At 47.7% G+C, this 26,185-nt stretch carries 28 protein-coding genes and 1 other annotated feature; of the genes, 26 read left to right on the top strand and 2 right to left on the bottom strand.

All coding sequences use genetic code 11. The features are described from left to right. Positions 1-174 precede the first annotated feature (174 nt). From AOA56_RS11055 to AOA56_RS10980, 17 genes are all read left to right on the top strand, one after another. Positions 175-1,194: an asparaginase gene (locus AOA56_RS11055; protein ID WP_053769661.1), complete on the top strand. Its 1,020-nt coding sequence runs from the start codon at positions 175-177 to the stop codon at positions 1,192-1,194. Between the two features lie 4 nt (positions 1,195-1,198). Then, positions 1,199-1,924, top strand: coding sequence for a DNA alkylation repair protein (locus AOA56_RS11050; protein WP_162224703.1), 726 nt, complete (start codon positions 1,199-1,201; stop codon positions 1,922-1,924). Positions 1,925-1,926: 2 nt separating this feature from the next. Beyond that, a complete protein-coding gene (locus AOA56_RS11045; RefSeq protein WP_024733382.1) occupies positions 1,927-2,601 on the top strand; it encodes an HAD hydrolase-like protein in 675 nt (224 codons plus the stop codon). 115 nt (positions 2,602-2,716) lie between these two features. After that, positions 2,717-2,954 (top strand) — a binding site (T-box leader). A 167-nt stretch (positions 2,955-3,121) separates the two neighbouring features. Beyond that, positions 3,122-5,773, top strand: a complete 2,652-nt coding sequence (locus tag AOA56_RS11040; RefSeq protein ID WP_053769659.1) for a valine--tRNA ligase — start codon at positions 3,122-3,124, stop codon at positions 5,771-5,773. A 16-nt stretch (positions 5,774-5,789) separates the two neighbouring features. Beyond that, positions 5,790-8,012: an LTA synthase family protein gene (locus AOA56_RS11035; protein WP_024733380.1), complete on the top strand. Its 2,223-nt coding sequence runs from the start codon at positions 5,790-5,792 to the stop codon at positions 8,010-8,012. Between the two features lie 3 nt (positions 8,013-8,015). Beyond that, positions 8,016-9,320, top strand: coding sequence for a bifunctional folylpolyglutamate synthase/dihydrofolate synthase (locus AOA56_RS11030; RefSeq protein ID WP_053769658.1), 1,305 nt, complete (start codon positions 8,016-8,018; stop codon positions 9,318-9,320). Next, on the top strand, positions 9,314-9,448 hold the full coding sequence (locus AOA56_RS16505) for a hypothetical protein (RefSeq protein ID WP_270522843.1): 135 nt from the start codon (positions 9,314-9,316) through the stop codon (positions 9,446-9,448). The genes AOA56_RS11030 and AOA56_RS16505 overlap by 7 nt, the downstream gene beginning before the upstream one ends. An 18-nt stretch (positions 9,449-9,466) precedes the next feature. Beyond that, positions 9,467-10,810, top strand: a complete 1,344-nt coding sequence (locus AOA56_RS11025; RefSeq protein WP_024733379.1) for a tetratricopeptide repeat protein — start codon at positions 9,467-9,469, stop codon at positions 10,808-10,810. Between the two features lie 122 nt (positions 10,811-10,932). Beyond that, positions 10,933-11,247, top strand: coding sequence for an STAS domain-containing protein (locus AOA56_RS11020; RefSeq protein WP_024733378.1), 315 nt, complete (start codon positions 10,933-10,935; stop codon positions 11,245-11,247). Continuing rightward, the gene (spoIIAB, locus tag AOA56_RS11015; RefSeq protein WP_024733377.1) at positions 11,244-11,702 is read left to right on the top strand and encodes an anti-sigma F factor; all 459 of its coding nucleotides are present in this window, start codon (positions 11,244-11,246) and stop codon (positions 11,700-11,702) included. Before AOA56_RS11020 ends, spoIIAB begins: the two co-directional genes overlap by 4 nt. Beyond that, the gene (locus AOA56_RS11010) at positions 11,681-12,409 is read left to right on the top strand and encodes a SigF/SigG family RNA polymerase sporulation sigma factor (protein ID WP_048620428.1); all 729 of its coding nucleotides are present in this window, start codon (positions 11,681-11,683) and stop codon (positions 12,407-12,409) included. The genes spoIIAB and AOA56_RS11010 overlap by 22 nt, the downstream gene beginning before the upstream one ends. 115 nt (positions 12,410-12,524) lie before the next feature. After that, positions 12,525-12,713 (top strand): hypothetical protein, encoded by a 189-nt coding sequence (locus tag AOA56_RS11005; protein WP_024733375.1) that lies wholly within the window; start codon positions 12,525-12,527, stop codon positions 12,711-12,713. Further along, positions 12,682-13,317 carry a stage V sporulation protein AA gene (locus tag AOA56_RS11000; RefSeq protein ID WP_024733374.1) on the top strand — a complete coding sequence of 212 codons (636 nt, stop codon included), beginning with the start codon at positions 12,682-12,684 and terminating at the stop codon, positions 13,315-13,317. Before AOA56_RS11005 ends, AOA56_RS11000 begins: the two co-directional genes overlap by 32 nt. After that, positions 13,307-13,729 (top strand): stage V sporulation protein AB, encoded by a 423-nt coding sequence (locus tag AOA56_RS10995; protein WP_024733373.1) that lies wholly within the window; start codon positions 13,307-13,309, stop codon positions 13,727-13,729. The genes AOA56_RS11000 and AOA56_RS10995 overlap by 11 nt, the downstream gene beginning before the upstream one ends. 24 nt (positions 13,730-13,753) lie before the next feature. Beyond that, positions 13,754-14,221 carry a stage V sporulation protein AC gene (spoVAC, locus tag AOA56_RS10990; protein ID WP_024733372.1) on the top strand — a complete coding sequence of 156 codons (468 nt, stop codon included), beginning with the start codon at positions 13,754-13,756 and terminating at the stop codon, positions 14,219-14,221. Positions 14,222-14,239: 18 nt separating this feature from the next. Continuing rightward, positions 14,240-15,265 carry a stage V sporulation protein AD gene (locus AOA56_RS10985; RefSeq protein ID WP_053769657.1) on the top strand — a complete coding sequence of 342 codons (1,026 nt, stop codon included), beginning with the start codon at positions 14,240-14,242 and terminating at the stop codon, positions 15,263-15,265. A 14-nt stretch (positions 15,266-15,279) separates the two neighbouring features. Further along, positions 15,280-15,636, top strand: coding sequence for a SpoVA/SpoVAEb family sporulation membrane protein (locus AOA56_RS10980; protein WP_024733370.1), 357 nt, complete (start codon positions 15,280-15,282; stop codon positions 15,634-15,636). A gap of 17 nt (positions 15,637-15,653) precedes the next feature. On the opposite strand, the gene AOA56_RS10975 is transcribed toward AOA56_RS10980, so the two are convergent. Then, positions 15,654-15,941 carry a hypothetical protein gene (locus AOA56_RS10975; protein ID WP_024733369.1) on the bottom strand — a complete coding sequence of 96 codons (288 nt, stop codon included), beginning with the start codon at positions 15,939-15,941 and terminating at the stop codon, positions 15,654-15,656. Between the two features lie 127 nt (positions 15,942-16,068). On the opposite strand from AOA56_RS10975, the gene AOA56_RS10970 reads away from it, so the two are divergent. The 5 genes from AOA56_RS10970 to AOA56_RS10950 all read left to right on the top strand — a co-directional run bounded on the left by AOA56_RS10970 (position 16,069) and on the right by AOA56_RS10950 (position 21,447). Then, complete coding sequence (locus AOA56_RS10970) at positions 16,069-16,587, top strand: cysteine hydrolase family protein (protein WP_024733368.1); 519 nt, start codon at positions 16,069-16,071, stop codon at positions 16,585-16,587. Positions 16,588-16,709: 122 nt separating this feature from the next. Next, entirely contained in the window at positions 16,710-17,405 is a 696-nt protein-coding gene (locus AOA56_RS10965) for a GTP pyrophosphokinase (RefSeq protein WP_048620422.1), read from the top strand. A gap of 121 nt (positions 17,406-17,526) precedes the next feature. After that, on the top strand, positions 17,527-19,656 hold the full coding sequence (locus AOA56_RS10960; protein ID WP_053769656.1) for a DNA topoisomerase III: 2,130 nt from the start codon (positions 17,527-17,529) through the stop codon (positions 19,654-19,656). A gap of 161 nt (positions 19,657-19,817) precedes the next feature. Further along, positions 19,818-20,930: an alanine dehydrogenase gene (ald, locus tag AOA56_RS10955; protein ID WP_024733366.1), complete on the top strand. Its 1,113-nt coding sequence runs from the start codon at positions 19,818-19,820 to the stop codon at positions 20,928-20,930. Positions 20,931-21,069: 139 nt separating this feature from the next. Next, entirely contained in the window at positions 21,070-21,447 is a 378-nt protein-coding gene (locus AOA56_RS10950; RefSeq protein ID WP_024733365.1) for a hypothetical protein, read from the top strand. Between the two features lie 123 nt (positions 21,448-21,570). Here the strand turns inward: AOA56_RS10950 and AOA56_RS10945 are convergent, their stop codons facing one another. After that, the gene (locus AOA56_RS10945; RefSeq protein WP_330376501.1) at positions 21,571-22,449 is read right to left on the bottom strand and encodes a YitT family protein; all 879 of its coding nucleotides are present in this window, start codon (positions 22,447-22,449) and stop codon (positions 21,571-21,573) included. A 395-nt stretch (positions 22,450-22,844) separates the two neighbouring features. On the opposite strand from AOA56_RS10945, the gene AOA56_RS10940 reads away from it, so the two are divergent. From AOA56_RS10940 to pstB, 4 genes are read left to right on the top strand one after another with little or no spacing between them, the layout of a single operon-like run. After that, positions 22,845-23,735: a substrate-binding domain-containing protein gene (locus AOA56_RS10940; protein WP_053769655.1), complete on the top strand. Its 891-nt coding sequence runs from the start codon at positions 22,845-22,847 to the stop codon at positions 23,733-23,735. 2 nt (positions 23,736-23,737) lie between these two features. After that, positions 23,738-24,607 carry a phosphate ABC transporter permease subunit PstC gene (gene pstC / locus AOA56_RS10935; protein WP_024733363.1) on the top strand — a complete coding sequence of 290 codons (870 nt, stop codon included), beginning with the start codon at positions 23,738-23,740 and terminating at the stop codon, positions 24,605-24,607. Continuing rightward, positions 24,600-25,433, top strand: coding sequence for a phosphate ABC transporter permease PstA (pstA, locus tag AOA56_RS10930; RefSeq protein WP_024733362.1), 834 nt, complete (start codon positions 24,600-24,602; stop codon positions 25,431-25,433). The genes pstC and pstA overlap by 8 nt, the downstream gene beginning before the upstream one ends. After that, on the top strand, positions 25,433-26,185 hold the full coding sequence (gene pstB, locus AOA56_RS10925; RefSeq protein ID WP_053769654.1) for a phosphate ABC transporter ATP-binding protein PstB: 753 nt from the start codon (positions 25,433-25,435) through the stop codon (positions 26,183-26,185). The genes pstA and pstB overlap by 1 nt, the downstream gene beginning before the upstream one ends.

Genomic DNA, 26,185 nt, shown 5'->3' with positions numbered 1-26,185 from the left:
TCCCTCATTTGTACAAACTGTATTTATTCTATCACAAAAACAGGTAAAATCCCAGAAGCAGTTGATTTCCCGGGGAAATTTCTTTATACTAAAATTATAGCAGAACCCCATCCGCTTTGTGGTGGGGCTTTTTTCTGACAGAAGGGGAAGTATGGAAAGAGAGAGGATACGAGAATGAAGAAAATACTTATGATTGGAACCGGAGGAACGATTGCGTCCAGACAGACGGAAAACGGGCTGGCTCCGGGACTGACACCGCAGGACATTTTGTCTTATATTCCTCAGGTGGAGCAAGTATGCGAGGTGGAAACGTTTCAGGTGTGCAATATAGACAGTACGAATGTGACACCGGAACATTGGAAGCTTATCGTAGAGGCGGTAGAAGAAAGATATGACAGTTACGATGGCTTTGTGATCTGTCATGGAACCGATACTCTTGCTTATACGGCAGCGGCACTTTCTTATATGATTCAAAATTCTCCGAAGCCGATCGTCATTACAGGAGCACAGAAGCCGATCAATATGGATGTGACAGATGCCAAAACGAATCTTCTGGACAGCTTTATTTATGCGTCGGATGACAATTCTGAAGACGTAAGCATTGTATTTGATGGAAAAGTGATTCTCGGAACAAGAGCGAAAAAAGAGCGTGCCAAGAGTTACAATGCTTTTTCCAGTATTAATTTTCCATATCCGGCCGTGATCCAGGACGAACAGGTAATTCGTTATATTCCTCCGGTCAGACATCAGGGAGAAGTGCGGTTCTATCACGAGATGAAAGACAGCGTATATGTACTGAAACTGGTGCCGGGGATGAGAAACGGTGTGCTCACCCAGATTTTAGATTTCTATGACTGTGTGGTGATTGAAAGCTTTGGTGTGGGCGGTCTTCCTGATAGCATCACAAAGGAAGTTTATGAAGGTATGAAGAAGTGGAAAGAAGAAGGGAAACTCATTGTGATGACAACCCAGGTAGTCAGTGAGGGAAGTAATATGACAGTCTATGAGGTCGGAAAGAAAGTGAAACAGGACTTTGACCTTCTGGAGGCATACGATATGACGCTGGAGGCAACGATTACCAAGCTGATGTGGCTGATGGCACAGCCGTCAAATAGTTACGAGGAGATCAAGAACCGTTTTTATACCATGATTAACCATGATATTCTGTTTGCGGGATTCAGAGAGGAGAAGTAGACAGGTGGCAGGAAAGAAAGAGAAAATGAGGGAAAGGCTGATAGGGCTTTCTGATCCGGAGTATAAAGAATTCAACGACCGGATTTTGAACGCACCGTCTGTGAAGACGCTCGGAATCCGTGTTCCGGTGCTTCGCAAACTTGCAAAAGAGACCGCCAAAGAGATGCAAAAAGAAGACGGATGGCTTTATGAGATGACCAGAACGAAAGGGGAGGGCATTTATCAGGAGGAGCATATGCTCTTTGGGATGGTGGCCGGATACCGGAAAGCGTCCCGGGAAGAGAGAGTGCAGTATCTGGACGCATGGGTACCTGGGATCTGCTCCTGGGCTGACTGTGACTGCTGTGTATCGACTTTTGGATGGATGGAAGAGGATCCGGATTTCTGGTTTTCTTATTTGCAAAAATGGGTGACAAGCAACCGGGAATTTGAGGTCCGTTTTGGCGTCATTTCCATGATGGATTATTTCCTGAAGGATCTGTATATTGATCGGGTATTGAAGATTTACGAAGAAATTGGGCAGAAAGAATATTATGTCCGGATGGGGATTGCCTGGAGCCTTGCGACTGCCTATCTGAAATATCCGGACAAGATCATTGACCTATTAAAAGGGCACCGGATGGATGTGTGGACACACAATAAGGCAATCCAGAAATGTAGAGAATCCAGGCGGGTCAGCGCCGAAGACAAAGCTATGTTCCAGAAGCTGAAACGAAAGCAGGAGGAATAAGGATGAGAGAACAGGCAGGCTTTGATATGATTTTGCTGGATCTTGACGGGACACTGATTGATTCAGAGAAAGGGATCGTCAATTCCGTCATTTACGCCCTGGAAAAGTTTGGAATAGAAAAAGAGCGGGAAGAACTTCTTCCGTTTATCGGGCCGCCGCTGGTTCATTCTTTCCGGGAATACACGGGATTAGGCGAGGAGGAAGCTGTTCAGGCTGTATCCTACTACCGGGAAAATTTCGGTGTCAAAGGAGTTTATGAATACCGCCTTTTCGATGGCGTGACCGATTTGCTAAAACGTCTGAAACAAGCGGGAAAAACCGTCGTGATGGCCACGTCGAAGCCGGAGGTCTATGCAAAGATGATTGCAGAAGATGCGGGGATCACATGCTGGTTTGACGCCATCTGCGGAAGCGATATGGAAGGGAAACGCCTGACAAAGGAAGCCGTCATCGAATATGCGCTTGATTCGTTTCATCGGAAAGCAGGGGATCCTTCGGTGATTATGGTGGGGGACCGTCACTACGATATTGACGGGGCAAAGGCAAACGGACTTGCCTCCGCAGGTGTACTTTATGGCTTTGGCAGTAGGGAAGAGTTGGAAGATGCCGGGGCGGATCAGATCTTTGATACGGCAGAGGAACTTGGTGAATATCTGGCAGGATCTAATAAGGAATAGAAAATAAGCTGCCAAAAAGGCAGTGTCGTTCAGGGAAACCTTAAGAATCCATGAAAATTCCATGAACTCCTTGACAAATGAAAGCTTCGTGACTATGATTATCATAGTTTCATATTTAAAGGTGTTGATAAAGAGGAGTACACACCTGCCCTTGACAGAGAAAATTACCCACTGGCTGGAAGGTGATTACAAGTAGGAGTTGTGGAAGGTAGCTTTGGAGCCGGATATCTGAATGGGTCCGACAGGACAGTAGGACATCCCGGAGTGGTTCCCGTTATAGAACGAAGAGATATATACCTGTCAGGGAGGACGGGTATATAATGAAGGTGGTACCGCGTTTATACGCCCTTTACATATGTAAAGGGCGTTTTCTTTATTTCATAGGAAACTGCGTTCCTATGAAATAAGAAACGCTCCGCGCGGATCGCACTGCAGCGGAGTGGAAGCTGCCGCTGAAGCGACCCGCAGCAGGCGGAGAATCCTGCCAAACAGGATTCTTTTTTATGATGAGGAGGTAATAATGAGCAGACAGTTGGACAAGACGTACAATCCAAAAGAGATTGAACCGAAACTTTATGAAAAATGGTGTGAGAATAAGTATTTCCACGCAGAGGCAGACCGGAGCAGAAAGCCGTTTACGACGGTGATGCCGCCTCCGAATATTACCGGAAAGCTGCATATGGGGCATGCTCTTGATAATACGCTTCAGGACATCCTGATCCGATACAAGAGAATGCAGGGCTACAATGCGCTGTGGATTCCGGGGACAGACCATGCGGCGATTTCAACAGAGGTTAAAGTAACAAACCAGTTAAAGGATGAAGGGATCGATAAGAGAGAGCTTGGAAGAGAAGGTTTCTTAAAGCGGACCTGGGAGTGGAAGGAAGAGTACGCAGGGACGATTGAGTCCCAGTTGAAAAAGCTTGGCGTATCCTGCGACTGGGACAGAGAGCGTTTCACCATGGACGAGGGATGCAGTAAGGCAGTAGAGGAAGTATTCCTCCGTCTTTATGAGAAAGGCTACATTTACAAAGGCTCCCGGATCATCAACTGGTGTCCTGTATGCCAGACGTCTCTTTCAGATGCGGAAGTAGAGCATGAAGAACAGGCGGGACATTTCTGGCATATCCGCTACCCGATCGTAGGTACGGACAGAAGCCTTGTGATCGCGACAACCCGTCCGGAAACGATGCTTGGAGATACGGCGATTGTTGTCAATCCGGAGGATGAGCGCTATACGGATATTATCGGAAAGAAAGCGATGCTTCCACTTGTAAATAAGGAAATTCCGATCATCGCAGATGCGTATGTTGACAAAGAATTCGGAACCGGAGCCATGAAGGTGACTCCGGCACATGACCCGAATGACTTTGAGATCGGAAAGCGTCACGGCCTTGAGGAAATTCATATTATGAACGATGATGCCACGATCAATGAAAATGGCGGCAAGTACGCGGGGATGGACCGTTATGAGGCGAGAGAGGCTATTGTACAGGATCTGGAGGATCAGGGATATCTCGTTAAAGTAGAAGAATACACCCACAGCGTTGGTGTGCATGAACGGTGCCATCACACAGTTGAGCCACTGATCAAGCAGCAGTGGTTCGTGCGGATGGAGGAACTGGCAAAGCCGGCCGTCAAGGCGCTGGAAACAGGAGAGTTAAAGCTGATTCCGGAGCGGATGAATAAAATCTATTTACAGTGGCTTAATAATATCAGAGACTGGTGTATTTCCCGGCAGATCTGGTGGGGACACCGAATTCCGGCATATTACTGCGATGAGTGTGGTGAAATGGTAGTACAAAAAGGAGGTGCGCCTTACGTATGTCCAAAGTGTGGATGCAATCATTTTACACAGGATGAGGATACGCTGGATACGTGGTTCTCTTCCGCACTGTGGCCGTTCTCCACACTGGGATGGCCGGAGCAGACCGAAGATCTTGACTATTTCTATCCGACAGACGTTCTGGTAACCGGATACGATATCATCTTTTTCTGGGTGATCCGGATGGTATTCTCCGGATTTGAGCAGACCGGTAAATGCCCGTTCCACACGGTATTTTTCCATGGACTGATTCGGGACGACCAGGGAAGAAAGATGAGTAAGTCTCTCGGAAACGGCATTGATCCGCTGGAGATCATCGACCAGTATGGTGCGGATGCGCTCCGTCTTACGGTAGTGACCGGAAACGCGCCTGGAAACGATATGCGTTTCTACAAGGAGAGAGTGGAAGCCAACCGGAACTTTGCCAACAAAGTATGGAATGCGTCCCGCTTTATCCTTATGAACATGGAGGATAAGGTAATCAGCCGTCCGGATGCAGAGGACCTGACAGCAGCAGACAAATGGATTCTTTCCAAAGTCAATCGTCTGGCAAAAGACGTGACGGAAAACATGGATAAGTTTGAGCTTGGTATTGCGGTACAGAAAGTTTACGACTTTATCTGGGATGAGTTCTGTGACTGGTACATTGAGCTTGCAAAATACCGGATCTACCATGCGGATGACAATTATAAGGCGGCCAATGCGGCGCTTTGGACATTAAAAACAGTACTTGCGGACGCACTGAAGCTTCTGCATCCGTATATGCCGTTCGTGACGGAGGAGATTTACAGCGTTCTTGTTCCGGCAGAAGAGTCTTTGATGATGTCCTCCTGGCCGGAGTATGACGAAGCTTTGGATTATCCACGGGAAGAGAATATTGTAGAGCACATCAAGGACATTGTACGTGGGGTAAGAAATGCCCGTGCCGAAATGAACGTGCCAAACGCAAGAAAAGCGAAAGTATATATTGTTTGTGAGAATGAGACACTTTGTGAAGGGTTTGAAACATTAAAAGAATCAGTGAATCCATTGATGAATGCAAGCGAACTCATCATTCAGAAAACAAATGATGGTATTTCTGAAGATGCGGTTTCTATTGTGGTTCCGGATGGAGCAGTGTATATGCCGCTGGAAGATCTGATTGATTTTGAGCAGGAGCGGGAGCGTCTCTTAAAAGAAGAAGAGAGGCTCAAAAAGGAGCTGGCCCGTGTCAACGGCATGCTGAACAATGAAAAGTTTATGAGCAAAGCTCCGGAGACGAAGATCGCTGAGGAGCAGGCAAAGCTTGAAAAATATACACAGATGATGGAACAGGTTCAGGAGCGTCTTGCATCGATCAGGAAGTAGCAGACAAGGGGAAAACATGAATACAATCCATTTTAAGAAACCAGATATCAAAGGAAAGATAGAGAAGCTGCGGCATCTGAGCAGAGAAGATCTCAAAGAGAGCGCGAAAAAGCGAAAAGAACGCCGGCAGCGGATTTTGGAGGAGCGCAAAAACAGTGCTTTTGCCAAAAAGATGGCTCCGGTATATAAGTGGATGAATCTTTTCTCGCTTCCGCTTCAAGCAATATGGGCGATGGCGATTAATCTGATCATTGAAAGTATTTCTCGCCATTCGTTCGTCTCGGCATGGAGTTATGCGGTAGAAACGCCACTTGTGTTTTTATACAATTCATTTATGATTTTTGTGACGTTTTCTATTGTATACCTGGTCCGGAGAAGGGTGTTTGCCCGGATTCTGATCAGTGTTTTCTGGATTATGCTCGGAGTGGTCAACGGTGCCATGCTGTTAAAGCGTGTCACGCCGTTTAACGCGCAGGATCTCAAGACGCTGACCGAGGGACTTTCTCTGTTTACGAATTATTTTGCTATCTATGAGCTGGTCATTATGGCAGTTGGTGTTGTGGCGGTCATCATCTGGGTGATTGCCATGTGGCGCCGGGGTGGACAGTATCAAGGGAAAATGCATCGGATCAGGGCCCTGATCGGAATCGGGATCTGTTGTGGGGCCTATGTCTTTTTAACGAATCAGGCGATTGACAAGCGGGTGGTATCGACTTATTTTGGAAATATCGCGTTTGCGTACGAAGACTATGGCCTTCCATATTGCTTTTCCGCCAGCCTTTTTAATACCGGAATCGACAAGCCGAACGGGTATGACGAGGGGACGATGGAGGACATCAACGAGGGAGGACGCCTGACAAAGACGACGACGGGGCTTGCAGATGGAGAGAAGCCGAACATTATTTTCGTGCAGTTAGAGTCTTTCTTCGATCCGGCGGAGGTGGAATTCTACCAGCTCTCCAAGGATCCGATTCCGTTTTTACGGTCTTTGTTTGAGAATTATTCTACCGGATACTTCAAGGTACCGTCAGTGGGGGCGGGAACAGCAAATACGGAATTTGAAGTGCTGACAGGAATGAACATGCGCTATTTCGGGCCGGGAGAGTATCCATATAAGACCAAGCTCAAAAGCGAGGTCTGCGAAAGTGCGGCGACCGCACTTTCTGCTCTGGGATACGGTGCCCACGCGATCCACAATAATGGAGGGAATTTTTACAGCCGTGCCCGGGTTTATAATGATACAGGATTTGACAGTTTTACGAGTAAAGAGTTTATGAACATCCTTCAAACGACGCCGAATAATTGGTCGAAGGACGACATTCTGGTGGAGCATATAACGGATGCCTTGGATTCAGATGAACAGCAGGATTTCGTGTTCTGTATCAGTGTACAGGGACATGGGGATTATCCGACAGAAAAGGTGATCGAGAATCCGGAGATCACAGTGTCCGGAATGGAGGACGAAGGAAAGCAGAATGCCTGGGAGTATTATGTGAATCAGGTCTATGAGATGGATCAATTCGCAAAGCATCTGGTTGAGGAAGTGGATAAGCGGGACGAACCAAGTGTCATCGTTTTCTACGGAGATCACCTGCCGACCATGGGGTTGGAAGCGAAAGATTTAAAAAGCAAGTATCTCTATAATACGAATTATGTGATTTGGGATAATATTGGCCTTAAGAAAGAGGACCGGAACATTCCATCCTATCAGATTATGGCAGATGTGCTGGAACGGCTTGATATTCACTCGGGGACGCTTTTCAACTACCATCAGCAGAGAAGGAAAACCGAGGACTATTTAAAGGATCTGGAGCTGTTGCAGTATGATATTCTCTATGGCGACCAGTATGTATATGAGGGGGAACCGCCGATTACGGAAGGACATATGCGTATGGGCGTCAAGGATGTGACATTGAGCAATATCGTGCCTCAGCCGGGTGAGGAGAAGACCTACAGCCTTTATGGAGAGAATCTGACAAAGAGCAGTAAGATCTTTGTCAACGGTGAGCAGCAGGAAAGCAAGTTTTTAAATAATACTCATGTGATTTTAAACGACTGCACATTGGAAAATGGGGATATCATTACCGTGATCCAGATGGGATCCAGCAGTACGGTGTTTGCCACCTCCAAGAAATATGTGTACCAGAACGGCGAGATTACGCTGGCGCCTGAGGAGGAACAGGATCCACCCGCAAAGAACTGGGTGGAGGCCTTTGAAGGAACCGAGGATGAGGAATAAAAGATGAATTATGAAGAAGCGGTAAGCTATATTAATGAACTCCAGATGTTTGCCAGGAAACATACGCTGGATCATACAAGGGCATTTCTTTCGTATTTAGGCACGCCGCAGGAGAAGAAAAAGATGATCCATGTGGCAGGGACAAATGGGAAAGGGAGCGTTTGCAGATATCTGCAGGCGCTCCTTATTGGAGAGGGGAAACGCACCGGATTGTTTACATCCCCTCATCTGATGACGATTCGAGAGCGGATCTGCATCGGGGAGGAGATGATATCCAAAAGGCGGTTCCTTACGGTGTTTGAAGAGACACTTGAGGCAGTTCGTAAGATGGAGACAGATGGTTTGAGCCATCCGACATATTTCGAGTTCCTCTTTGGCATGGCGATGAAAGCTTTTGACGACGCTAAGATGGAATATATCATTTTGGAGACGGGACTTGGAGGGAGGCTGGATGCTACGAACAGCATTGAGCATCCTGTTCTGACGGTCATCACCTCCATCGGGATGGATCACACTGAGATTTTGGGAGATACGATCGAGAAGATTGCCACGGAAAAGGCGGGGATCATCAAGCCGGGAGTACCGCTGATTTGTGATGCCTCAGACGAAACCGTTCAGAAGGTGTTGCGAAAGACGGCAGAAAATGCTGGTGCTCCTTGTAGAGAAATCTCAGAAAATGCGTTCAAAATCCAGGAAATTACCAAGAAGGATCTTGTTTTTTCCACAGAGAATCGGTATGATGATACTGCCGAGTGGAAACTGCGGACAACCGCACTTTATCAGCCGATGAATGTCGTTCTGGCTTTGGAGGCGGCTGCCTGTCTGATTGAGACACCAAAGGCATCCTGGTATCAGATCCTTGCCGGCGTTGTCTGGAAAGGACGTATGGAGGAAGTGCGTCCAGGAGTGATCCTTGACGGGGCGCATAATCTTGCGGCGGTTCGCGTCTTTACAGACAGTGTCTGCAAACAGAGGGAACTGATGCCAAAAGACGGCAGGGTGATCGTCCTGTTTTCGGCGGTGAAGGAGAAGGATTATCGTGAGATGATACATCTTATCTGCCGGGAGATTCCAGCGGATCTCTTTGTGGTGACACAGATTTCGGCTAGCCGTGGTGTGAAAGCTGAAGAGATGAAAGCCGATTTTGAACAGTGGGCTAATTGCCCGGTGGTGGAAGTAGATACAGTTGAGGAGGCGGTCCGTTATGTGTGCGGACAGAAAAGGGAACAGGACCGGATTTACTGTTTTGGATCCCTGTACCTCGTTGGAGAAGTGGAAGCAGTGTTAAGGGAGGCATCCGAATGTTAAATTTTGAAGAAGAACTGAAGAAGTTTCAGCCGAGTCTGGAGGTAGATGAGATCGAGGCGGAGGCAATAAGTGAAGATTTGACCGACCTGTCGGATCTGTTAAAAGATATCTTGGATACAACGCGTTAGGGAAACGGAGAGATTTGTATGGATATCAGAGGAGAATTGCGTTATCGGTCCCTGTACTGGTATAACGATGGATTAAAAAAAGCAAAGATACGGGATCTGACAGGAGCTTTGGCGTCCCTAAAGAAGAGCATTCGCTTTGACAAGTATAATAAGGATGCGAGAAATCTTCTTGGCCTTGTTTACTATGGAAGAGGCGAGGTGCCTCGCGCGATGGCCGTCTGGATCGTCAGCGAGCGATTAAATCCCAGGGAGAATGTAGCGACGGAGTATTTAAAATCGTGCAGAGAATCTAAAAACTGGCTGGATACTGTGGATCAGGCTGCCAAGAAGTACAACCAGTGTTTACAGTACTGCAGGCAAGGGGGCGAGGATCTCGCCATTATTCAGTTAAAGAAGATCGTGTCAGAACAGCCGGATTTCCTGCGGGCATTCCAGCTTTTAGCCCTTTTGTATCTGCATACTTCACAGTACGCAAAAGCTAGGCAGGTGTTAAGGACGGCCCAGCGGCTGGATACGACAGATCCGGTTACACTCGGATATATTTATGAGCTGAACCGGATGCACAAAAAGCGGACGTCCGGACAGAAAGATGTGAAAGGACAGCAGACCGTCAGCTATAAGCTTGGTAACGAGACGATCATTAAACCAGTGGAGACGAAGGATCCGGAAAAGGGCATGGCATTTACCATTGTCAATATTGTCATCGGACTGGTCATCGGGGCGGCGGTGATGTGGTTCCTGATTATGCCGGCTGTCAATGAGTCTCAGACAAGGGAGAAGAATGAGAGTATCGTGGAAGCGAGCAATCAGATTGCGTCCCAGAAAGCTGAGATCAACGCTCTGGAAAAGGAACTGGAGAGCTACCGAACAAAGAATGATGAGGCGCAGACGGCAAAGGAGACGGCGGAGTCCACAAAAAGCAGCTACGAAGCTTTGATGGATATTCAGACGCAATACCAAAGCGGCGCCAAGTCCAATGAAAACCTGGCGGATGAGCTTCTGGCAATCAATCTGGATTCCCTTGGAGAGCTTGGAAAAGAGCAGCATACGACACTTGCCAACAGTATCTACCCATCGGCGTGTAGCAGACTATACAACCGGGGAAGCGCTAATTTTGACGTGGAAAACTATGAAGCGGCGATTGAAAATCTGCTGAAAGTCGTCAGGATGGACGAGTCCTACGACAGCGGGAACGCCATGTATCTTCTTGCCCAGGCTTACGAAAAGAGTGGCGACACGGAGAATGCAAAGAATTACTATCAGAAAGTATCGGAACAGCACTCCGGAACGACTTTAGGCAATGACGCACAGGAAGCGCTGGAGAGTCTAAATGCCGCAAGTGCAGGAAAGAATGGACAATAGAGGACAAAGAAGAGTTTACAAAAGAGGATGATGTACATTGTGCATCATCCTCTTTTGTGCTTATCAGACGGCAGAAATTACAAAGGAAGAGGGGACATCATGGATAGAAAGGGGAGCGCACTATGAAATATCAGATAGAAGAGAACTGTCTGACGATCTTTCTGCCTAAGGAACTGGATCATCATCAGACGGAAGAAATCCGGAGAGAGGCGGATCGGCAGATCGAACGGAATCATGTGAAATATGTGATCTTTGATTTCGGGGAGACAAGCTTTATGGACAGCTCCGGGATCGGAGTGATGATGGGGCGGTACCGGAAGCTGAGTCTGACAGGGGGAGAAGTCTGGGCGGCGAATCTGAACGAACGGATGAAGAAGATCCTGAAAATGTCGGGAGCGGCAAAGATTATTCGGATTTACGAGGAGGAAAGAAGATGAAACAGGATACGAATGAAATGGAATTGATATTTGACAGTTGTTCGGAGAACGAGGGATTTGCCAGGGTAGCAGTAGCGGCCTTTCTTACCCAGCTCAATCCGACACTGGAGGAGGTGGCGGATGTTAAGACCGCGGTATCCGAGGCTGTCACCAACGCAGTCATACACGGCTACGACCAGGAAATACATAAAATCCGGATCCGCTGCCGGATCTCGGGACATGCGATGGAAATAGAAATCCGGGACGAAGGAAACGGGATTGAAGATGTAGAAAAAGCCATGCAGCCGATGTTCACCACAAGGCCGGAGCTTGATCGCTCCGGGATGGGATTTGCATTTATGGAGGCTTTTATGGACGAACTTGAGGTAGAGTCCGAGCCGGGAAAGGGAACGACGGTCCGCATGAAAAAGAAGATCGGAAGCGGGAGGGACGGATGGATCGTACCACAGAGCTGATCCGTAAGGCGCACGAGGGAGATCAGGAGGCAAGGACACGGCTGGTGGAAGAAAATGTGGGACTTGTCTGGTGTATTGTCCGGCGTTACAGCGGAAGAGGGACGGAGGCCGAGGATCTCTTTCAGATCGGAAGCATCGGCCTATTAAAAGCAATCGACAAGTTTGACCTGGCCTATGATGTCCGATTTTCTACTTACGCCGTGCCCATGATCTCCGGGGAGATCCGACGTTTCCTGCGGGACGATGGGATGCTGAAAGTCAGCCGTTCACTCAAAGAAATTTCCTACAAAGCATGTCAGGCAAAAGAAGAATTTGTCAGAAAGTACAACCGAGAACCAACCATCCAGGAACTCTCAGAGCTTTCCGGGGTGGGGAAAGAAGAGTTGGTACAGGCTCTGGAAGCCTCGTCGGAAGTGGAGTCTTTGCACCGTCCGGTTTACAAAAAGGACGGAAGTGAGGTGGAGCTTCTGGAGAAGCTTGAGAAAGAGGAAAAGACAGAGGAGAAGATTATTGACCAGATATTTTTGTATTCTCTATTGGAGAAGCTCGGGAAGGAGGAACGGCAACTGATCTATCTTCGGTATTTTGAAAACAAGACACAGTCAGAGACAGGGAAACAGCTTGGCATGTCCCAGGTGCAGGTCTCGCGTCTGGAAAAGAAAATCCTGAAACGGATGAAAGAGTACGGCGGTTCAAGTGTCCCGTAAAAGAAGGGAATTACCACTTCGGCTTATCACTGATACAAAAAGAAATCAGGCATATCCGGTATAAAAACAGCCCAAACAGACATACTACACTTGAAAGAAAGGAAAGGTGAAGGTGATGGAACAGGCGAAACGAAGAATCCGGATATGCCTGATCTGCGTTGTCACGGCAGCAGTGCTTCTGGGACTTCTCTATTACGTCATGTCACAGCGTCATTCGGTTTCAGAGGAGAATGGGACGCTGGTAAGCAGCCGGATGGCAGAAGGAGGAAATGATGGGGACAACGGGTCAGATTTTATATATTAAAGGGGATAAGAATAAAGAGGTGACAAAGTCGGACGTCCTTCTGGGGGATATCCTCTCTATGGAATGTGCTGACCAGACAATCGTCAACCGGTTGAAACCGGTACGACTTTTGAAGGCAAATGGACAGGGGCAAAAGCGTTATGTTGTCTCCATTTTGGAAGTGATCGCAAAGATCCATGAGGTCTGTCCGAATCTTACTGTAGAAAATCTGGGGGAGACGGATCTGATCGTCACCATCGAGGAGCAGAAAAAACAGAAGAAAGTGGTGCAGGCCGTAAAGAGTTTCTTTGTCCTTCTCGTGACATTTATCGGAGCCGGGTTTTCCATCATGTCGTTTAATAACGACGTGGATGTGCCAAAGCTTTTCGATCAGATCTACTATCTCGTGACCGGGACGACGTCGGATGGATTTACGATTCTGGAGCTCACATACAGCCTTGGAATGAGCGTGGGGATTCTGCTCTTTTTCAATCATTTTGGGAAGAAGCGCTTTACCCCGGATCCGACGCCGATGGAAGTGGAGATGCGGACCTATGAGGAAGATATTGAGATGACCCTCATTGACGAGTATTCCAGAAAGGGGAAAGAAAAAGATGTGGGCTGAGCAGGTACTTCTTGGCGTCATCGGATTTGCCTCCGGCGCCGTGATTGCAGGGGGATTATTTTCCTTTCTCATCGGGCTTGGTCTTGTCTCCATCTTTGCGGACCGGACCCACACGGGAAGACAGATTCTACTGTATGAAGATTCTATTGTACTGGGAGGGACCCTCTTTAATATCTTTTATCTCTACCAGGTCCGGATTCCGGGAGGCAGCGTACTTCTGGCAGTGCTTGGCATCTTTTCGGGGATATTTGTAGGGTGCTGGGCGATGGCGCTGGCAGATATCCTCAATGTATTTCCGATCTTTATCCGGCGGCTGAAAATTGTAAAAACTATACCATATATTATCATGGGCCTGTCTCTTGGGAAAACGGCGGGAGCGCTTTTGTATTTCCTGGGAAGATGGGGAACGTAAGGAGGAATCAGTTTGAAAAAGCCGATCAACAAAGAACAGGCAAGAAAGCAAAAAAGCTACGAAGAATATGTCAAACAGAAAACGCCGGTGCACAATGTCTGGAAAAATATGTTCCGGGCCTTTGTAACCGGAGGTGCCATCTGTCTTGTGGGCCAGATCATCTCCAACTACGTGTCCGGTACAGGAATGGACAAGGAAATGACGAGCTGTTATACATCCATGCTTCTCGTGTTTTTAAGTGTTCTTCTGACGGGACTTGGCCTCTATCCGAAGATTGCGAAATGGGGCGGAGCCGGGGCGCTGGTCCCGATTACCGGGTTTGCCAACTCTGTAGCCGCGCCTGCTATCGAATATAAAAAGGAAGGGCAGGTGTTCGGGATAGGCTGTAAGATCTTTACGATTGCAGGTCCCGTCATCCTCTATGGAATCGTAACAAGCTGGGCCTTCGGACTCATTTATTATCTCCTGCTGAAAGCGGGAATCAACTGGTAGAGAAAGGCGGGATGGAAGATGAGAAATGGAATAGCAAAGGGAAAGCAGAGCCTTGGGTTTGCCGAGGCTCCGTACCTGCTAAGTGCAGGAACGATTGTGGGACAGAAAGAAAGCCAGGGACCACTGGGAAAGCTCTTTGACGAGAGGGGACAGGACAAGAATAACCTCTTCGGAAAGACGACCTGGGAAGAGGCGGAAAGTGAGATGCAGAAGCGGGCGTGCCTGCGGGCAGTGGAAAAATCCGGGATCCCCAAGGACAAGATCCGCTATCTCTTTGGAGGTGATCTTCTGCGGCAGGGTACGGCGACGGCGATGGGAATCGAGAGTCTCCAGATCCCTATGTTCGGACTTTTTGGGGCCTGCTCGACCTCCGGTGAGGCACTGGCTCTGGCGTCTATGACGGTGGCGGGAGGCTATGCGGACTATGCCCTGGCAGTCACGTCGAGCCATTTTGGAAGTGCGGAGAAGGAATTCCGGTTTCCTCTTGGCTATGCGTCTCAGAGGCCTCTCTCGGCTCAGTGGACAGTGACCGGAAGCGGTGCTTTTGTCATCGGATGTGAGAAGTCGAAAGTTCGCCTCTCCGGCGTGACTGTCGGAAAGATTGTGGACTATGGACTTAAGGACTCCCAGAATATGGGTGGTTGTATGGCGCCGGCGGCATGTGATACGATTCTGACGAACCGTAAGGATTTCGGACAGGATCTGGAGGCGTACGATCAGATTGTTACTGGGGATCTGGGTTATATAGGAAGTACGATCCTTCTGGAACTTTTAAAGAAAAATGGGGTGGATATTGAGGACCGGCATATGGACTGTGGGAAGACAATTTTTGATCAGCAGACCCAGGACACACACGCCGGGGGCAGCGGCTGTGGCTGTGCGGCGGTGACGCTTGGCTCCTATGTGGTCCCAAAGATCTGTAAAGGGGAGTGGAAGAAAGTACTTTTCGTTCCGACCGGGGCGCTCATGTCCACGGTAAGCTTCAACGAAGGAGAGAGCATCCCCGGAATCGCACACGGAATTGTGCTGGAACATGCTGGATGATAAGGAGGAACAAGATGGAATATGTCAATGCGTTCTGGGCGGGCGGATTGATCTGCGCCCTGGTGCAGATCCTTCTGGATCGGACGAAACTGATGCCGGGAAGAGTGATGGTCCTTTTAGTGACGACAGGGACCGTGCTTGGATTCCTGGGCGTATATGATCCGCTCATAGAAATGGTCGGATGCGGGGCGAGCGTACCGCTGCTTGGATTTGGAAACACCCTCTTTCAGGGAGTGAAAGAAGCGGTGCAAAAAGACGGGTTCATCGGCATTTTTGAAGGAGGCTTTACCTCCAGTGCGGTGGGTATCTCAGCAGCGCTGATCTTTGGTTATCTCGCCTCTCTGATTTTTGAACCGAAGATGAAAAAATAACGGAGGGTATCCCTCCGCTATACATAATCCGTGCTGTATGAATCCTCCTCGATGACCTGGATCTCCAGATAATCGAAATCAATGCCGTCGATAAAACTGTCCTGATAAAACCGGACTTTTGCGTGCTTTTGAAACTCCCGGATATTCGTATCGAGCCAGATCGGCTTGCTGAGATCAAAGGTGTAACAGATCTCGTCCAGAGCCCGGAACACCTTGTGCGTTCTCGTGTCCGGGGAATCATCGCAGATCACGGTATCCGCGGCCATCCGGTTGTTTTTCCATATCTTTCCCCACAATCGAAACATCTGAAATCTCCTTTCTCTGTCTGAATATCATACCATTCTATAAAAGAATTGTAAAGTTTTCCACGTTTCTTTACGCCCTGTGGGAATCGTGTTACAATACAGAAAAAGCAAGAGGAGGAGGAGCAGGATGAAAGAACTTCTGGTTGTGATTGATATGCAAAATGACTTTGTGACAGGGAGCCTTGGGACGAAGGAGGCCTGTGCCATCACAGAGAAGGTGCGGCAGAAGATCCTGTCCTGGACTGCCGAGGGAGGAGAGGTTGTCTTTACCCGTGATACCCACGGGGAGAATTATCTTGAAACCCAGGAAGGGCGAAAACTTCCGATCACACATTGCATCCGGGGTAGTGAAGGATGGGAGATTATTCCACAGCTTCAGCCGTTTGCCGGGGACAGCCGGATTTTTGACAAGCCGGCGTTTGGAAGTGTGGAGCTTGCAGAGTATATCCGGGATGGCGGATACGAAGCAGTGGAGATGATCGGAGTCTGTACAGATATCTGCGTGGTGTCCAATGCACTGCTTGTCAAGGCATATGTGCCGGAGCTGCCGGTTTCGGTGGATGCGTCCTGTTGTGCTGGCGTCACTTTAGAGAGCCATCATGCGGCATTATGTACAATGAGAATGTGCCAAATTTTAGTAAAATAGAGAAAAACATGGTTAAAATGTGAAATAAATGACAAAGTAAATAGAATATGTTATAATATAAGGTGGCGCGTAAATGCGGTAAGCATGAACATGCAAGTCTTTTTCGTGAAAGGTGGAAAAGGATGAACGTAAAAAACTATGAAGATGTCGACAGTTGGAAAACCGTGATGTTCCTGTATAACGCGGCATTGAAGGAAGTTGGTACCAAGCTGGAGATTCTAAACGACGAATTTCAGCATGTCCATCGGTACAACCCGATTGAACATATCAAAAAGAGAATCAAGACGCCGGAAAGCATTGTTAAGAAACTAAAGAGACAGGGGCATGAGAGTTCCATTGAGAACATGGTGAAGTACATCAACGATATCGCCGGAGTACGTCTGATCTGTTCTTTTACATCGGACATTTACCGGCTGGCGGAGCTGATTGGGAACCAGAGCGATTTGAAGGTGCTCTCCATTAAGGATTATATCCGGCATCCGAAGGAGAGCGGATACAAAAGCTACCACATGCTTGTTTCTGTCCCGATTTTTCTGACAGACAGCGTGGTGGATACAAAGGTGGAGATTCAGATTCGAACCATCGCCATGGATTTCTGGGCGAGCCTGGAGCATAAGATCTATTACAAATTTGAGGGCAATGCACCGGAATACATTAGCAGGGAACTAAAAGAGTGCGCAAAGATGGTATCGGAGCTGGACGACAAGATGCTCTCATTAAATGAAGCGATTTTACGATGTCTGGATGAGGCTGAGGAGGAGAGCAGACAACTGGAACTTTTGAAGGATCAGTACGGAAATCTGATCGTGAACGAATAGAGAGGATATTGCAGGATGATCAAAGGGAGGGTCCCGGCAATATCCTTTCCTGTTGCAATGCATACGACAAAAACGTTCAATAGATGTTTTTTAGAGTTCCCAAACAGGAGAAAGGATTGACATGAAAGTATTAGTTATAGCGGAAAAACCATCCGTGGCAAGAGACATTGCGCGGGTGTTGGGATGTAAAAAGAATGGCCAGGGGATGATAGAGGGCGAAAAGTATATCATCACCTGGGGGCTTGGGCACCTTGTTACTTTGGCTGATCCGGAGGAGTATACTCCAGATTGGAAAGAGTGGAAGATGGAAGTACTTCCAATGGTGCCCAAATCATGGAAGCTGACGGTGATACGTCAGACAGCAAAGCAGTTTGGCGCGGTCAAGGCGCAGATCCGCAGAAAGGATGTGGGAGAGATCATTATTGCTACGGATGCCGGACGGGAAGGCGAGCTGGTGGCGAGATGGATTCTTGACATGGCAAAAAACCAAAAGCCGCTCAAACGGCTGTGGATTTCGTCGGTGACGGACCGGGCGATCCGGGAAGGCTTCGCCCGTCTGAGGGACGGGAGGGACTTTGAGAACCTTTACGATGCCGCGAGAGCAAGAGCCAAGGCGGACTGGCTCGTGGGGATCAATGCCACGAGAGCACTGACGTGCAAGTATAATGCCAAGCTTACATGCGGGCGGGTACAGACGCCAACCCTGGCACTACTTGCAAACCGGGAGGAGGAGATCCACTCCTTTACGCCAAAGTCCTACTATGGTGTGCGGCTCTATTCTGAAGGGATCTGCTTTACCTGGCAAGATCAAAAGTCCGGCAGCACCCGTATCTTTGACGGAGAGCGGGCAAAAAAGATCACGGAGATGATCCAGGGAGAACGCCTTCTTCTGGAACGTGTGGAGAAAAAGAAGAAGCATACATACGCTCCAGCACTTTATGACCTGACGGAGCTTCAGCGGGATGCCAGCCGACGGTTTGGCTTTTCCGCCAAGGAGACACTCAATATCATGCAGCGGCTTTATGAACATCATAAGGTACTGACTTATCCACGGACAGATTCCCGGTATATAAGTTCAGATATTGTTCCGACTTTGAGAGAGCGTGTGGAAGCGTGCAAGACAGGGCCTTTTCGGGACCTTGCAAAAGCCCTTCATGGAAAGACGTTCAAAGCGGAGAAACGGTTTGTGGATGACAGCAAGGTGAGCGACCATCATGCGATTATTCCGACGGAGCAGTTTGTGGACTTGACCCATATGACTTCGGAGGAACGGAAGATTTATGATCTGGTTGTACGGAGATTTCTGGCGGTTCTCTACCCTCCGGCAGAGTATGAGCAGGTACGTATTCAGGCGTCTGTCTGCAAAGAGCGTTTCGTCGCAAAAGGAGAGACGATCCGGGAGGCCGGATGGAGAGCAGTCTACGACAGTAGTATCGAGGAGGAAGATGGGGAGGATGAGCTGGGCAATCAGACACTCCCGGATCTGAAAGAGGGGCAAAGCCTTCTCATCAAGAGACAGGAGCGGACCGAAGGAAAGACGAAACCTCCGGCACGGTATACGGAAGCAGCCCTTCTGACTGCGATGGAAAAGGGTGGGCTTGGGACGGTCGCCACCCGTGCGGACATTATCGAAAAGCTGTTTCATACCTTTTATATGGAAAAGAAAGGGAACGATCTTTTGATTACTTCCAAGGGAAAGCAGCTTCTGGAGCTGGTGCCTCAGGATCTGAAGAAACCGGAGCTTACGGCCAGGTGGGAGAAGGAACTCCAAAGGATTTCCGAGGGAAGGCAAAAAGAGTCGTCCTTTATGAGGGAAATCGAACGGTACACAAACGATGTATTATCTGACATTCGTACAAGTGAGGGGACATTTCGGCATGACAATCTTACAAATCGGAAGTGCCCGCGCTGTGGTAAACGAATGCTTGCCGTAAACGGAAAGAACAGCAAAATGCTTGTCTGCCAGGACAGAGAGTGCGGATACCGAGAGACAATCTCCCGGACGACCAATGCCCGTTGTCCGGTCTGTCACAAGCGGATGGAACTTTTTGGTAAGGGAGAGGCACAGACCTTTGTCTGCGTCTGTGGTCACAAAGAGAAGATGGCTGCCTTTGAAGACAGAAGGAAGAGAGAAGGAAAGGACGTAAGCCGTCAGGACGTCCGGCGTTATATGAAGCAACAGCAAAAAGAGGCGGAACAGCCTCTCAACCATGCATTTGCCGAGGCCTTCGCAAAGATCAAACTGGATTGACAGAAAGCTTTTTGGGCCTTTTAAATGATAGATCAATCTAAAAATTAACAATGATTGAAAAGACAATTTAGATGATGTATGATGGGCATAGAGAACTATGAAAACCAATACAGACGCACAAGGATTGGTCGATTCTACAAAACACATAAGGAGGTAACAACATGAAGATCGGCTGTGTGAAAGAGATCAAAAACAGAGAGTACCGGGTAGGACTCATTCCAGACAACGCAAAAAGCTATGTGAACGCAGGACATGAAGTGTGGATCGAAAAGGGAGCTGGTCTGGGATCCGGCTTTACAGACGCAGAATATGAAAAGGCCGGTGCGAAGCTTTGTGATAAAGCAAAGGAAGTCTGGGACGGCGTAGATATGATGGTAAAGGTCAAAGAACCGCTGCCGGAAGAGTACGGATACTTCCGCAAAGACCTTCTGCTTTTTACTTATCTTCATCTGGCGGCGGACAGAGCTCTGACAGACGCTATGCTGACATCCGGCATGAAAGGATTTGCTTATGAGACTCTGATAGAGCGGGACGGGAGTATTCCTCTTTTAGCGCCGATGAGCCAGATTGCCGGAAGACTCAGCATCCAGGAGGGTGCGAAATATCTGGAAAAGACGTTCGGAGGATCCGGGGTACTCTTATCCGGCGTGCCGGGTACGCCAAAGGCTAACATTGTGATTATCGGCGGCGGTTCCGTAGGCACGAATGCATGTAAGATTGCGGTCGGCATGGGGGCTAACGTGACGATTTTGGATATCAGCCTGCCAAGGCTTGCCTATCTGGATGATATTTTCGGGGCAAGAATCCAGACACTTGTCAGCACCGATACCAATATCGAGAATGCGGTGAAAGACGCGGATCTGGTGATCGGAAGCGTTCTGATTCCAGGTAAGGCTGCTCCGAAGCTGATGAAACGTGCGTACTTAAAGGAAATGCGTCCGGGCAGCGTAATTGTGGATGTAGCAGTAGACCAGGGCGGATGTTGTGAGACGACAAAAGTAACATACCACGACGATCCGATTTACGAAGTAGATGGTATTGTCCATTACTGCGTCGGAAATATGCCGGGAGCAGTGCCAAGGACCTCCACCATCGCTTTGACCAATGCGACATTGCGTTACGGACTTGCCATTGCGAAGCATGGACTGGAGGAAGCATGCAGAAAGAACCCGGTTCTGATCTCGGGAGTGAACACCTATGACGGGAAGCTTACATGCAAAAATGTGGCGGAGAGCTTTGAGATGGAATACACAGACCTTGCAGAGCTGTTATAGAATACGAAAATCTTAAAAAACAATGAAAGCCGGATTGCGGATATTCAGAATATCTTCAGTTTCTACAGAATATCTTTCGTTGAAGCAAGTTGAGGACAGTGATAGAATAGCCTCATAACAGAACGAAGGAGGGACAGGTATGAATAGAATTCTGAAACAATCCGGTTTTCATCATATGGGACTGCTGGAAAGACTGTACAGACGCCTTTATCGTGACCCGAATGAAAGGGATCCGGACGAGATAGATATGATTATTGTGACGGAGGAAGGCGTCATGGTAAACGATACCTACTTCGATAGAGAACGGATTCAGCAGCTTGTGGCCGCTGCTGGCAACCCGGGGATCCGCCGGGAACGTCCTATGACAAATGCGGACGGCTCCATGGAGATAAGGATTCCGGAGCTTGGAGTTGCGACTATGACAAGAGGCGGCACAGTGGAGGTCGGCGGGGTTGAGATCCAGCGCAGATCGTGGCTGTACAAGGAAATTGCGAGACTGTTTCTTGCAGAATCATAGAGAGCGGTAGAAACAAGGAAAAGAAACTTAAAATAAGATCATAAACGAAAACGCCCGAAGAATGGAAGATATACACTTTCATTCTTCGGGTGTTTTGTACAAGCATTTGCCACGTCGGAGCGTTTACAGCCTCTTCTCAAAGTTCCCTTCTACGGAGCAACCTTCCGTGAAGATCATAAAGGCGTTCGGATCGATGTTCTGGACGATTCTGCGGATCTGGTTAACCTCATACTTGGAGATCATCACGAACAGGATATAGGACGTCTCATTGGTGTAGGCTCCGGCGCCGTCCCAGTTAGTCACGCCACGTCCCGTCTCCTCCATAATCGCCTTGGAGATGCCGAGCTTTTTCGTGAAGATCATCACACTCATATTAATGTTCTGGATGTGAATCCGGTCACATGCCATGGCATAGATGACGCCATAGATTAGTGAGTAAATGACGATTTCCAGGTCAAACATTAACAGACAGACTCCGTATACAAAGATATTGATAATATTGGACATTTTTCCGACGCTGAAATTTCGAAACTTCTTTGTAAAGTAAAGTCCCAGAATGTCCTGTCCGCCACCGGAACTTCCGCCTCGCAGTACAAGGCCGCTTCCGAATCCTGCGATAAGTCCGCCGATGATACAGGAAGTCAGACGGTCGTCGATGATAGAGCGTTCGGGAATTGGAATCAAGGTCAGCGCTGCTGTCTGGACAATGACAGTAAAGACAGTTCGGGCGAAAAAGCCCTTTCCCATTTTCTGCCACGCAAGGTACAGAAGCGGAAGATTAATTAAAAAGTAAACGATACCCGCAATATCGGTCTGCCCGAAAGAAAGATGGAAGACAGATGTCAAAAGGGTACGGATCAGCTGTGCGATTCCCATGAATCCACCGTTATACAGATCCAGCGGTGTGATGAACAGATTCACGCCGGCCGCAAACAGTACACCGCCGCATACGGCGTAGAAAAGGCCGGTCAACTGTTTTTTCTGAGCTGGTTTCATTGCCATTTCTTTTCTCCTCCCTGATAAATGCCAATGTTTTTCTTCTATATGTATAGAAATAATTCCAACTCATTCTATCATTCTGCCATGACCATGGCAAGTATTGTCTAAAAGATAACAATAAAAAAGTGATTGCAGGTTTTATTGATTACAGGTCGCATGGTTGAATTACTACATAAAATCAATGTAAAGTTTTTAGAATCGTCGTAGAAAAGTTTACATTTTCTTGATTTTTACACGGATTTTCTTCCCGACAGCATGAAAATGTAAAATTGGGGGATAAATATTTTACATAGATTTAACCGGAAGTTTTTAATAGATTTAACATTTGTCCTTTATGATAGGCACTGTCGACAGGAAAACAACAAAAATGTAAAATTTGAAATCAGGGAGAGAAAACTATGAAATTAAGAAAAGTTACAGCAATTATTACAGCAGCAGTTATGATGATGTCTCTTGCGGCATGTGGTAGCAGTGATAAAGAAGGAGGAAGCGACGGAGGATCTTCTTCAGGAGGAAGCATCAACGTCATTTCCCGGGAGGAAGGATCCGGAACAAGAGGGGCATTCGTTGAGCTTTTCGGTGTGGAAGAAGAAGTAAACGGCGAGAAAGTAGATAATACAACAACAGATGCCACTGTCACCAACAATACATCCGTCATGCTTTCTACTGTAGCACAGGATCCGAATGCAATCGGATATGTATCTCTTGGGTCTTTAAGTGATGATGTAAAAGCCGTCAAGATTGATGGAGCAGAGGCTACAGCAGAAAACATTGAGAGTGGTACTTACAAAATATCCCGTCCGTTTAATGTTGTAACAAAAGACGGTTTAAGCGAAGCGGCGCAGGATTTCCTCAATTTCATTATGAGCAGCCAGGGACAGGAAGTAGTGGCTGATGAAGGATATATTCCGGTAGAGACTTCCACAGAGTATAGTGCATCCGGGCTGAGTGGAAAAGTGACAGTATCTGGTTCTTCTTCTGTATCTCCGGTAATGGAAAAACTTTCCGAGGCATATAAAGAACTGAACAAAGATGTCGAAGTGGAAATCCAGACAAGTGATTCTACAACAGGTGTATCCAATGCGATCGAAGGAATCAGCGATATCGGAATGGCTTCCCGTGAACTGAAAGACTCCGAGACGTCCGAAGGTGTGAAGGCGACAGTCATTGCGACAGATGGAATTGCCGTGATTGTAAGCAATGATAACAGCGTAGAGGAACTGACATCCGATCAGGTAAAACAGATCTTTACAGGTGAAACGACTTCTTGGGATGAGGTAACGAAGTAATTATGAAAAATTGGAAGGAAAAAGGCATGCAGGGAGTATTTCTCCTTGCGGCCTGTGCTTCCGTTTTAGCGGTAGCACTGATTTGTGTGTTTTTGTTTGCAAACGGGGTTCCGGCGATGTCCGAGATCGGTTTTCTGGACTTCCTTCTGGGAGAGGAGTGGAGACCGAGCAATAATATTTACGGTATTCTACCGATGATTATGGGAAGTATCTATGTGACGGCCGGAGCCGTGGTTATCGGTGTGCCGATCGGGATTTTTACCTCAGTTTTCATGGCGCACTATTGTCCGAAAAAGATTTACCCATTTTTAAAATCAGCGACTGAGCTTTTGGCCGGAATTCCGTCCGTTGTCTATGGATTTTTCGGTCTGGTAGTTATTGTACCGTTGATAAGAACATATACAGCGAAAACCGGCGTGGGAGGGAACGGCCAGACGATGCTGACAGCGTCCATCATTCTCGGAATTATGATTCTTCCGACCATTATCGGTGTGACCGAGTCTGCCATGCGGAGTGTACCGGATCAGTACTATGAAGGTTCACTTGCTCTGGGAGCTACAAAGGAGAGGACAGTTTTTCGGATTGTGATCCCGGCTGCCAAATCCGGTGTGATCGCGGGAATTGTTCTTGGAATAGGACGTGCGATCGGCGAGACTATGGCGGTCATCATGGTTGCAGGAAACCAGCCGAGAATGCCACAAGGGCTTCTGAAAGGTGTGCGTACAATGACGACAAACATTGTAATGGAGATGGGTTATGCGGCGGATCTGCACAGAGAAGCACTGATTGCGACTGCGGTGGTACTGTTTGTATTTATTTTGATTATCAATGGATGTGTATCCGTTTTGAACAGGAGGAGCAGAAATGACTAAAGGCAGAAAAGTGGAAAGTATCATTTTGCGGGTACTGATTTTTGCGGCTGCTGCAGCGACATTTGCAGTGCTTTTGTTCCTGCTTGCTTATATTTTGATAAATGGACTTCCGAATATCAAGCCCTCTTTATTCTCATTGGAGTATAACACGGAAAATGCGTCTTTGATGCCGGCGCTGGTGAATACTGTCATTATGACCGCATTGTCGCTGGTCATTGCGATTCCATTTGGTATTTTCTCCGCCATTTTCCTTGTGGAGTACGCAAAAAAAGGAAATAAATTTGTGGGTATCATCCGGATTACGGCGGAGACTTTATCCGGAATTCCATCCATCGTGTACGGTCTGTTTGGTATGTTGTTTTTCGTATCAGCGCTTAAGTGGGGATATTCCATTCTGGCAGGTGCTTTTACCATGTCCATTATGATTCTTCCGCTGATTATGAGAACGACAGAAGAGGCGTTAAAATCCGTACCTGATACATACAGGGAAGGAAGTTTTGGACTTGGGGCGGGAAAGCTTCGTACGATTTTCAGGATTGTGCTTCCAGCGGCAGTGCCGGGAATTATGGCGGGAGTTATCCTGGCAATCGGAAGAATCATGGGTGAGACAGCGGCCTTGATGTACACGGCAGGAACGGTTCCGAAAATGGCGTCGTCTCCAATGGATTCCGGACGTACACTGGCTGTTCACATGTACAATCTTTCCAGTGAGGGGCTATACATGGATCAGGCGTACGCGACAGCAGTGATTCTTCTGATTGTGGTAGTCGGAATGAATACCTTATCTGCCGTTGCGGCAAGAAAACTTACAAAGGGGACACGGTAATGGGCAAAATCAATATTAAAGATATGGACTTGTTTTATGGCTCGTTCCAGGCACTCAAAAATGTCAACCTGGAAATCAAACCAAATAAAATTACAGCGTTCATAGGACCAAGTGGCTGTGGGAAATCTACGCTTTTAAAGTCTTTAAACAGAATGAACGACCTGGTGGAAGGATGCCGCATCGAAGGGAAAATCCTTCTGGATGGACAGGATATTTATGCAAAATCAATGGATGTCAACACTCTTCGGAAACGCGTCGGTATGGTATTCCAGAAACCGAATCCGTTCCCGATGAGCATTTATGACAACGTAGCATATGGACCGAGAACACACGGAATCCATTCCAAGGCAAGGCTGGATGAGATTGTGGAGAAATCCTTGAGAAATGCGGCGATCTGGGATGAGGTGAAGGACCGTCTCAAGAAAAGCGCCCTTGGAATGTCTGGTGGACAACAGCAGAGACTTTGTATTGCAAGAGCTCTGGCTGTGGAACCGGAAGTGCTTTTGATGGACGAACCGACCTCCGCATTGGATCCGATTTCCACTTCTAAAATAGAAGATCTTGCGGCAGATTTGAAAAAAGATTATACTATTGTCATGGTAACACATAATATGCAGCAGGCAGTACGAATTTCCGATAATACCGCATTCTTCCTTCTTGGAGAAATGATCGAGTACAACAACACGGAAAAATTATTCTCAATTCCATCAGATAAGAGAACAGAAGACTATATTACAGGGAGGTTCGGCTAA

The organism is Sellimonas intestinalis, from assembly GCF_001280875.1.
Classification (GTDB): domain Bacteria; phylum Bacillota; class Clostridia; order Lachnospirales; family Lachnospiraceae; genus Sellimonas; species Sellimonas intestinalis.
The sequence above is the reverse complement of the archived record's forward strand: the minus strand, read 5'-3'. Positions and strand labels throughout refer to the sequence as shown.

Excerpts from the sequence above, each read along its gene's own strand:
- AOA56_RS11055 (WP_053769661.1), top strand. The coding sequence starts at position 175 with ATGAAGAAAATACTTATGATTGGAACCGGAGGAACGATTGCGTCCAGA.
- AOA56_RS11045 (WP_024733382.1), top strand. The coding sequence starts at position 1,927 with ATGAGAGAACAGGCAGGCTTTGATATGATTTTGCTGGATCTTGACGGG.
- AOA56_RS11040 (WP_053769659.1), top strand. The coding sequence starts at position 3,122 with ATGAGCAGACAGTTGGACAAGACGTACAATCCAAAAGAGATTGAACCG.
- AOA56_RS11035 (WP_024733380.1), top strand. The coding sequence starts at position 5,790 with ATGAATACAATCCATTTTAAGAAACCAGATATCAAAGGAAAGATAGAG.
- AOA56_RS11030 (WP_053769658.1), top strand. The coding sequence starts at position 8,016 with ATGAATTATGAAGAAGCGGTAAGCTATATTAATGAACTCCAGATGTTT.
- AOA56_RS16505 (WP_270522843.1), top strand. The coding sequence starts at position 9,314 with ATGTTAAATTTTGAAGAAGAACTGAAGAAGTTTCAGCCGAGTCTGGAG.
- AOA56_RS11025 (WP_024733379.1), top strand. The coding sequence starts at position 9,467 with ATGGATATCAGAGGAGAATTGCGTTATCGGTCCCTGTACTGGTATAAC.
- AOA56_RS11020 (WP_024733378.1), top strand. The coding sequence starts at position 10,933 with ATGAAATATCAGATAGAAGAGAACTGTCTGACGATCTTTCTGCCTAAG.
- spoIIAB (WP_024733377.1), top strand. The coding sequence starts at position 11,244 with ATGAAACAGGATACGAATGAAATGGAATTGATATTTGACAGTTGTTCG.
- AOA56_RS11010 (WP_048620428.1), top strand. The coding sequence starts at position 11,681 with ATGGATCGTACCACAGAGCTGATCCGTAAGGCGCACGAGGGAGATCAG.
- AOA56_RS11005 (WP_024733375.1), top strand. The coding sequence starts at position 12,525 with ATGGAACAGGCGAAACGAAGAATCCGGATATGCCTGATCTGCGTTGTC.
- AOA56_RS11000 (WP_024733374.1), top strand. The coding sequence starts at position 12,682 with ATGGGGACAACGGGTCAGATTTTATATATTAAAGGGGATAAGAATAAA.
- AOA56_RS10995 (WP_024733373.1), top strand. The coding sequence starts at position 13,307 with ATGTGGGCTGAGCAGGTACTTCTTGGCGTCATCGGATTTGCCTCCGGC.
- AOA56_RS10985 (WP_053769657.1), top strand. The coding sequence starts at position 14,240 with ATGAGAAATGGAATAGCAAAGGGAAAGCAGAGCCTTGGGTTTGCCGAG.
- AOA56_RS10980 (WP_024733370.1), top strand. The coding sequence starts at position 15,280 with ATGGAATATGTCAATGCGTTCTGGGCGGGCGGATTGATCTGCGCCCTG.
- AOA56_RS10975 (WP_024733369.1), bottom strand. The coding sequence starts at position 15,941 with ATGTTTCGATTGTGGGGAAAGATATGGAAAAACAACCGGATGGCCGCG.
- AOA56_RS10970 (WP_024733368.1), top strand. The coding sequence starts at position 16,069 with ATGAAAGAACTTCTGGTTGTGATTGATATGCAAAATGACTTTGTGACA.
- AOA56_RS10965 (WP_048620422.1), top strand. The coding sequence starts at position 16,710 with ATGAACGTAAAAAACTATGAAGATGTCGACAGTTGGAAAACCGTGATG.
- AOA56_RS10960 (WP_053769656.1), top strand. The coding sequence starts at position 17,527 with ATGAAAGTATTAGTTATAGCGGAAAAACCATCCGTGGCAAGAGACATT.
- ald (WP_024733366.1), top strand. The coding sequence starts at position 19,818 with ATGAAGATCGGCTGTGTGAAAGAGATCAAAAACAGAGAGTACCGGGTA.
- AOA56_RS10950 (WP_024733365.1), top strand. The coding sequence starts at position 21,070 with ATGAATAGAATTCTGAAACAATCCGGTTTTCATCATATGGGACTGCTG.
- AOA56_RS10945 (WP_330376501.1), bottom strand. The coding sequence starts at position 22,449 with ATGGCAATGAAACCAGCTCAGAAAAAACAGTTGACCGGCCTTTTCTAC.
- AOA56_RS10940 (WP_053769655.1), top strand. The coding sequence starts at position 22,845 with ATGAAATTAAGAAAAGTTACAGCAATTATTACAGCAGCAGTTATGATG.
- pstC (WP_024733363.1), top strand. The coding sequence starts at position 23,738 with ATGAAAAATTGGAAGGAAAAAGGCATGCAGGGAGTATTTCTCCTTGCG.
- pstA (WP_024733362.1), top strand. The coding sequence starts at position 24,600 with ATGACTAAAGGCAGAAAAGTGGAAAGTATCATTTTGCGGGTACTGATT.
- pstB (WP_053769654.1), top strand. The coding sequence starts at position 25,433 with ATGGGCAAAATCAATATTAAAGATATGGACTTGTTTTATGGCTCGTTC.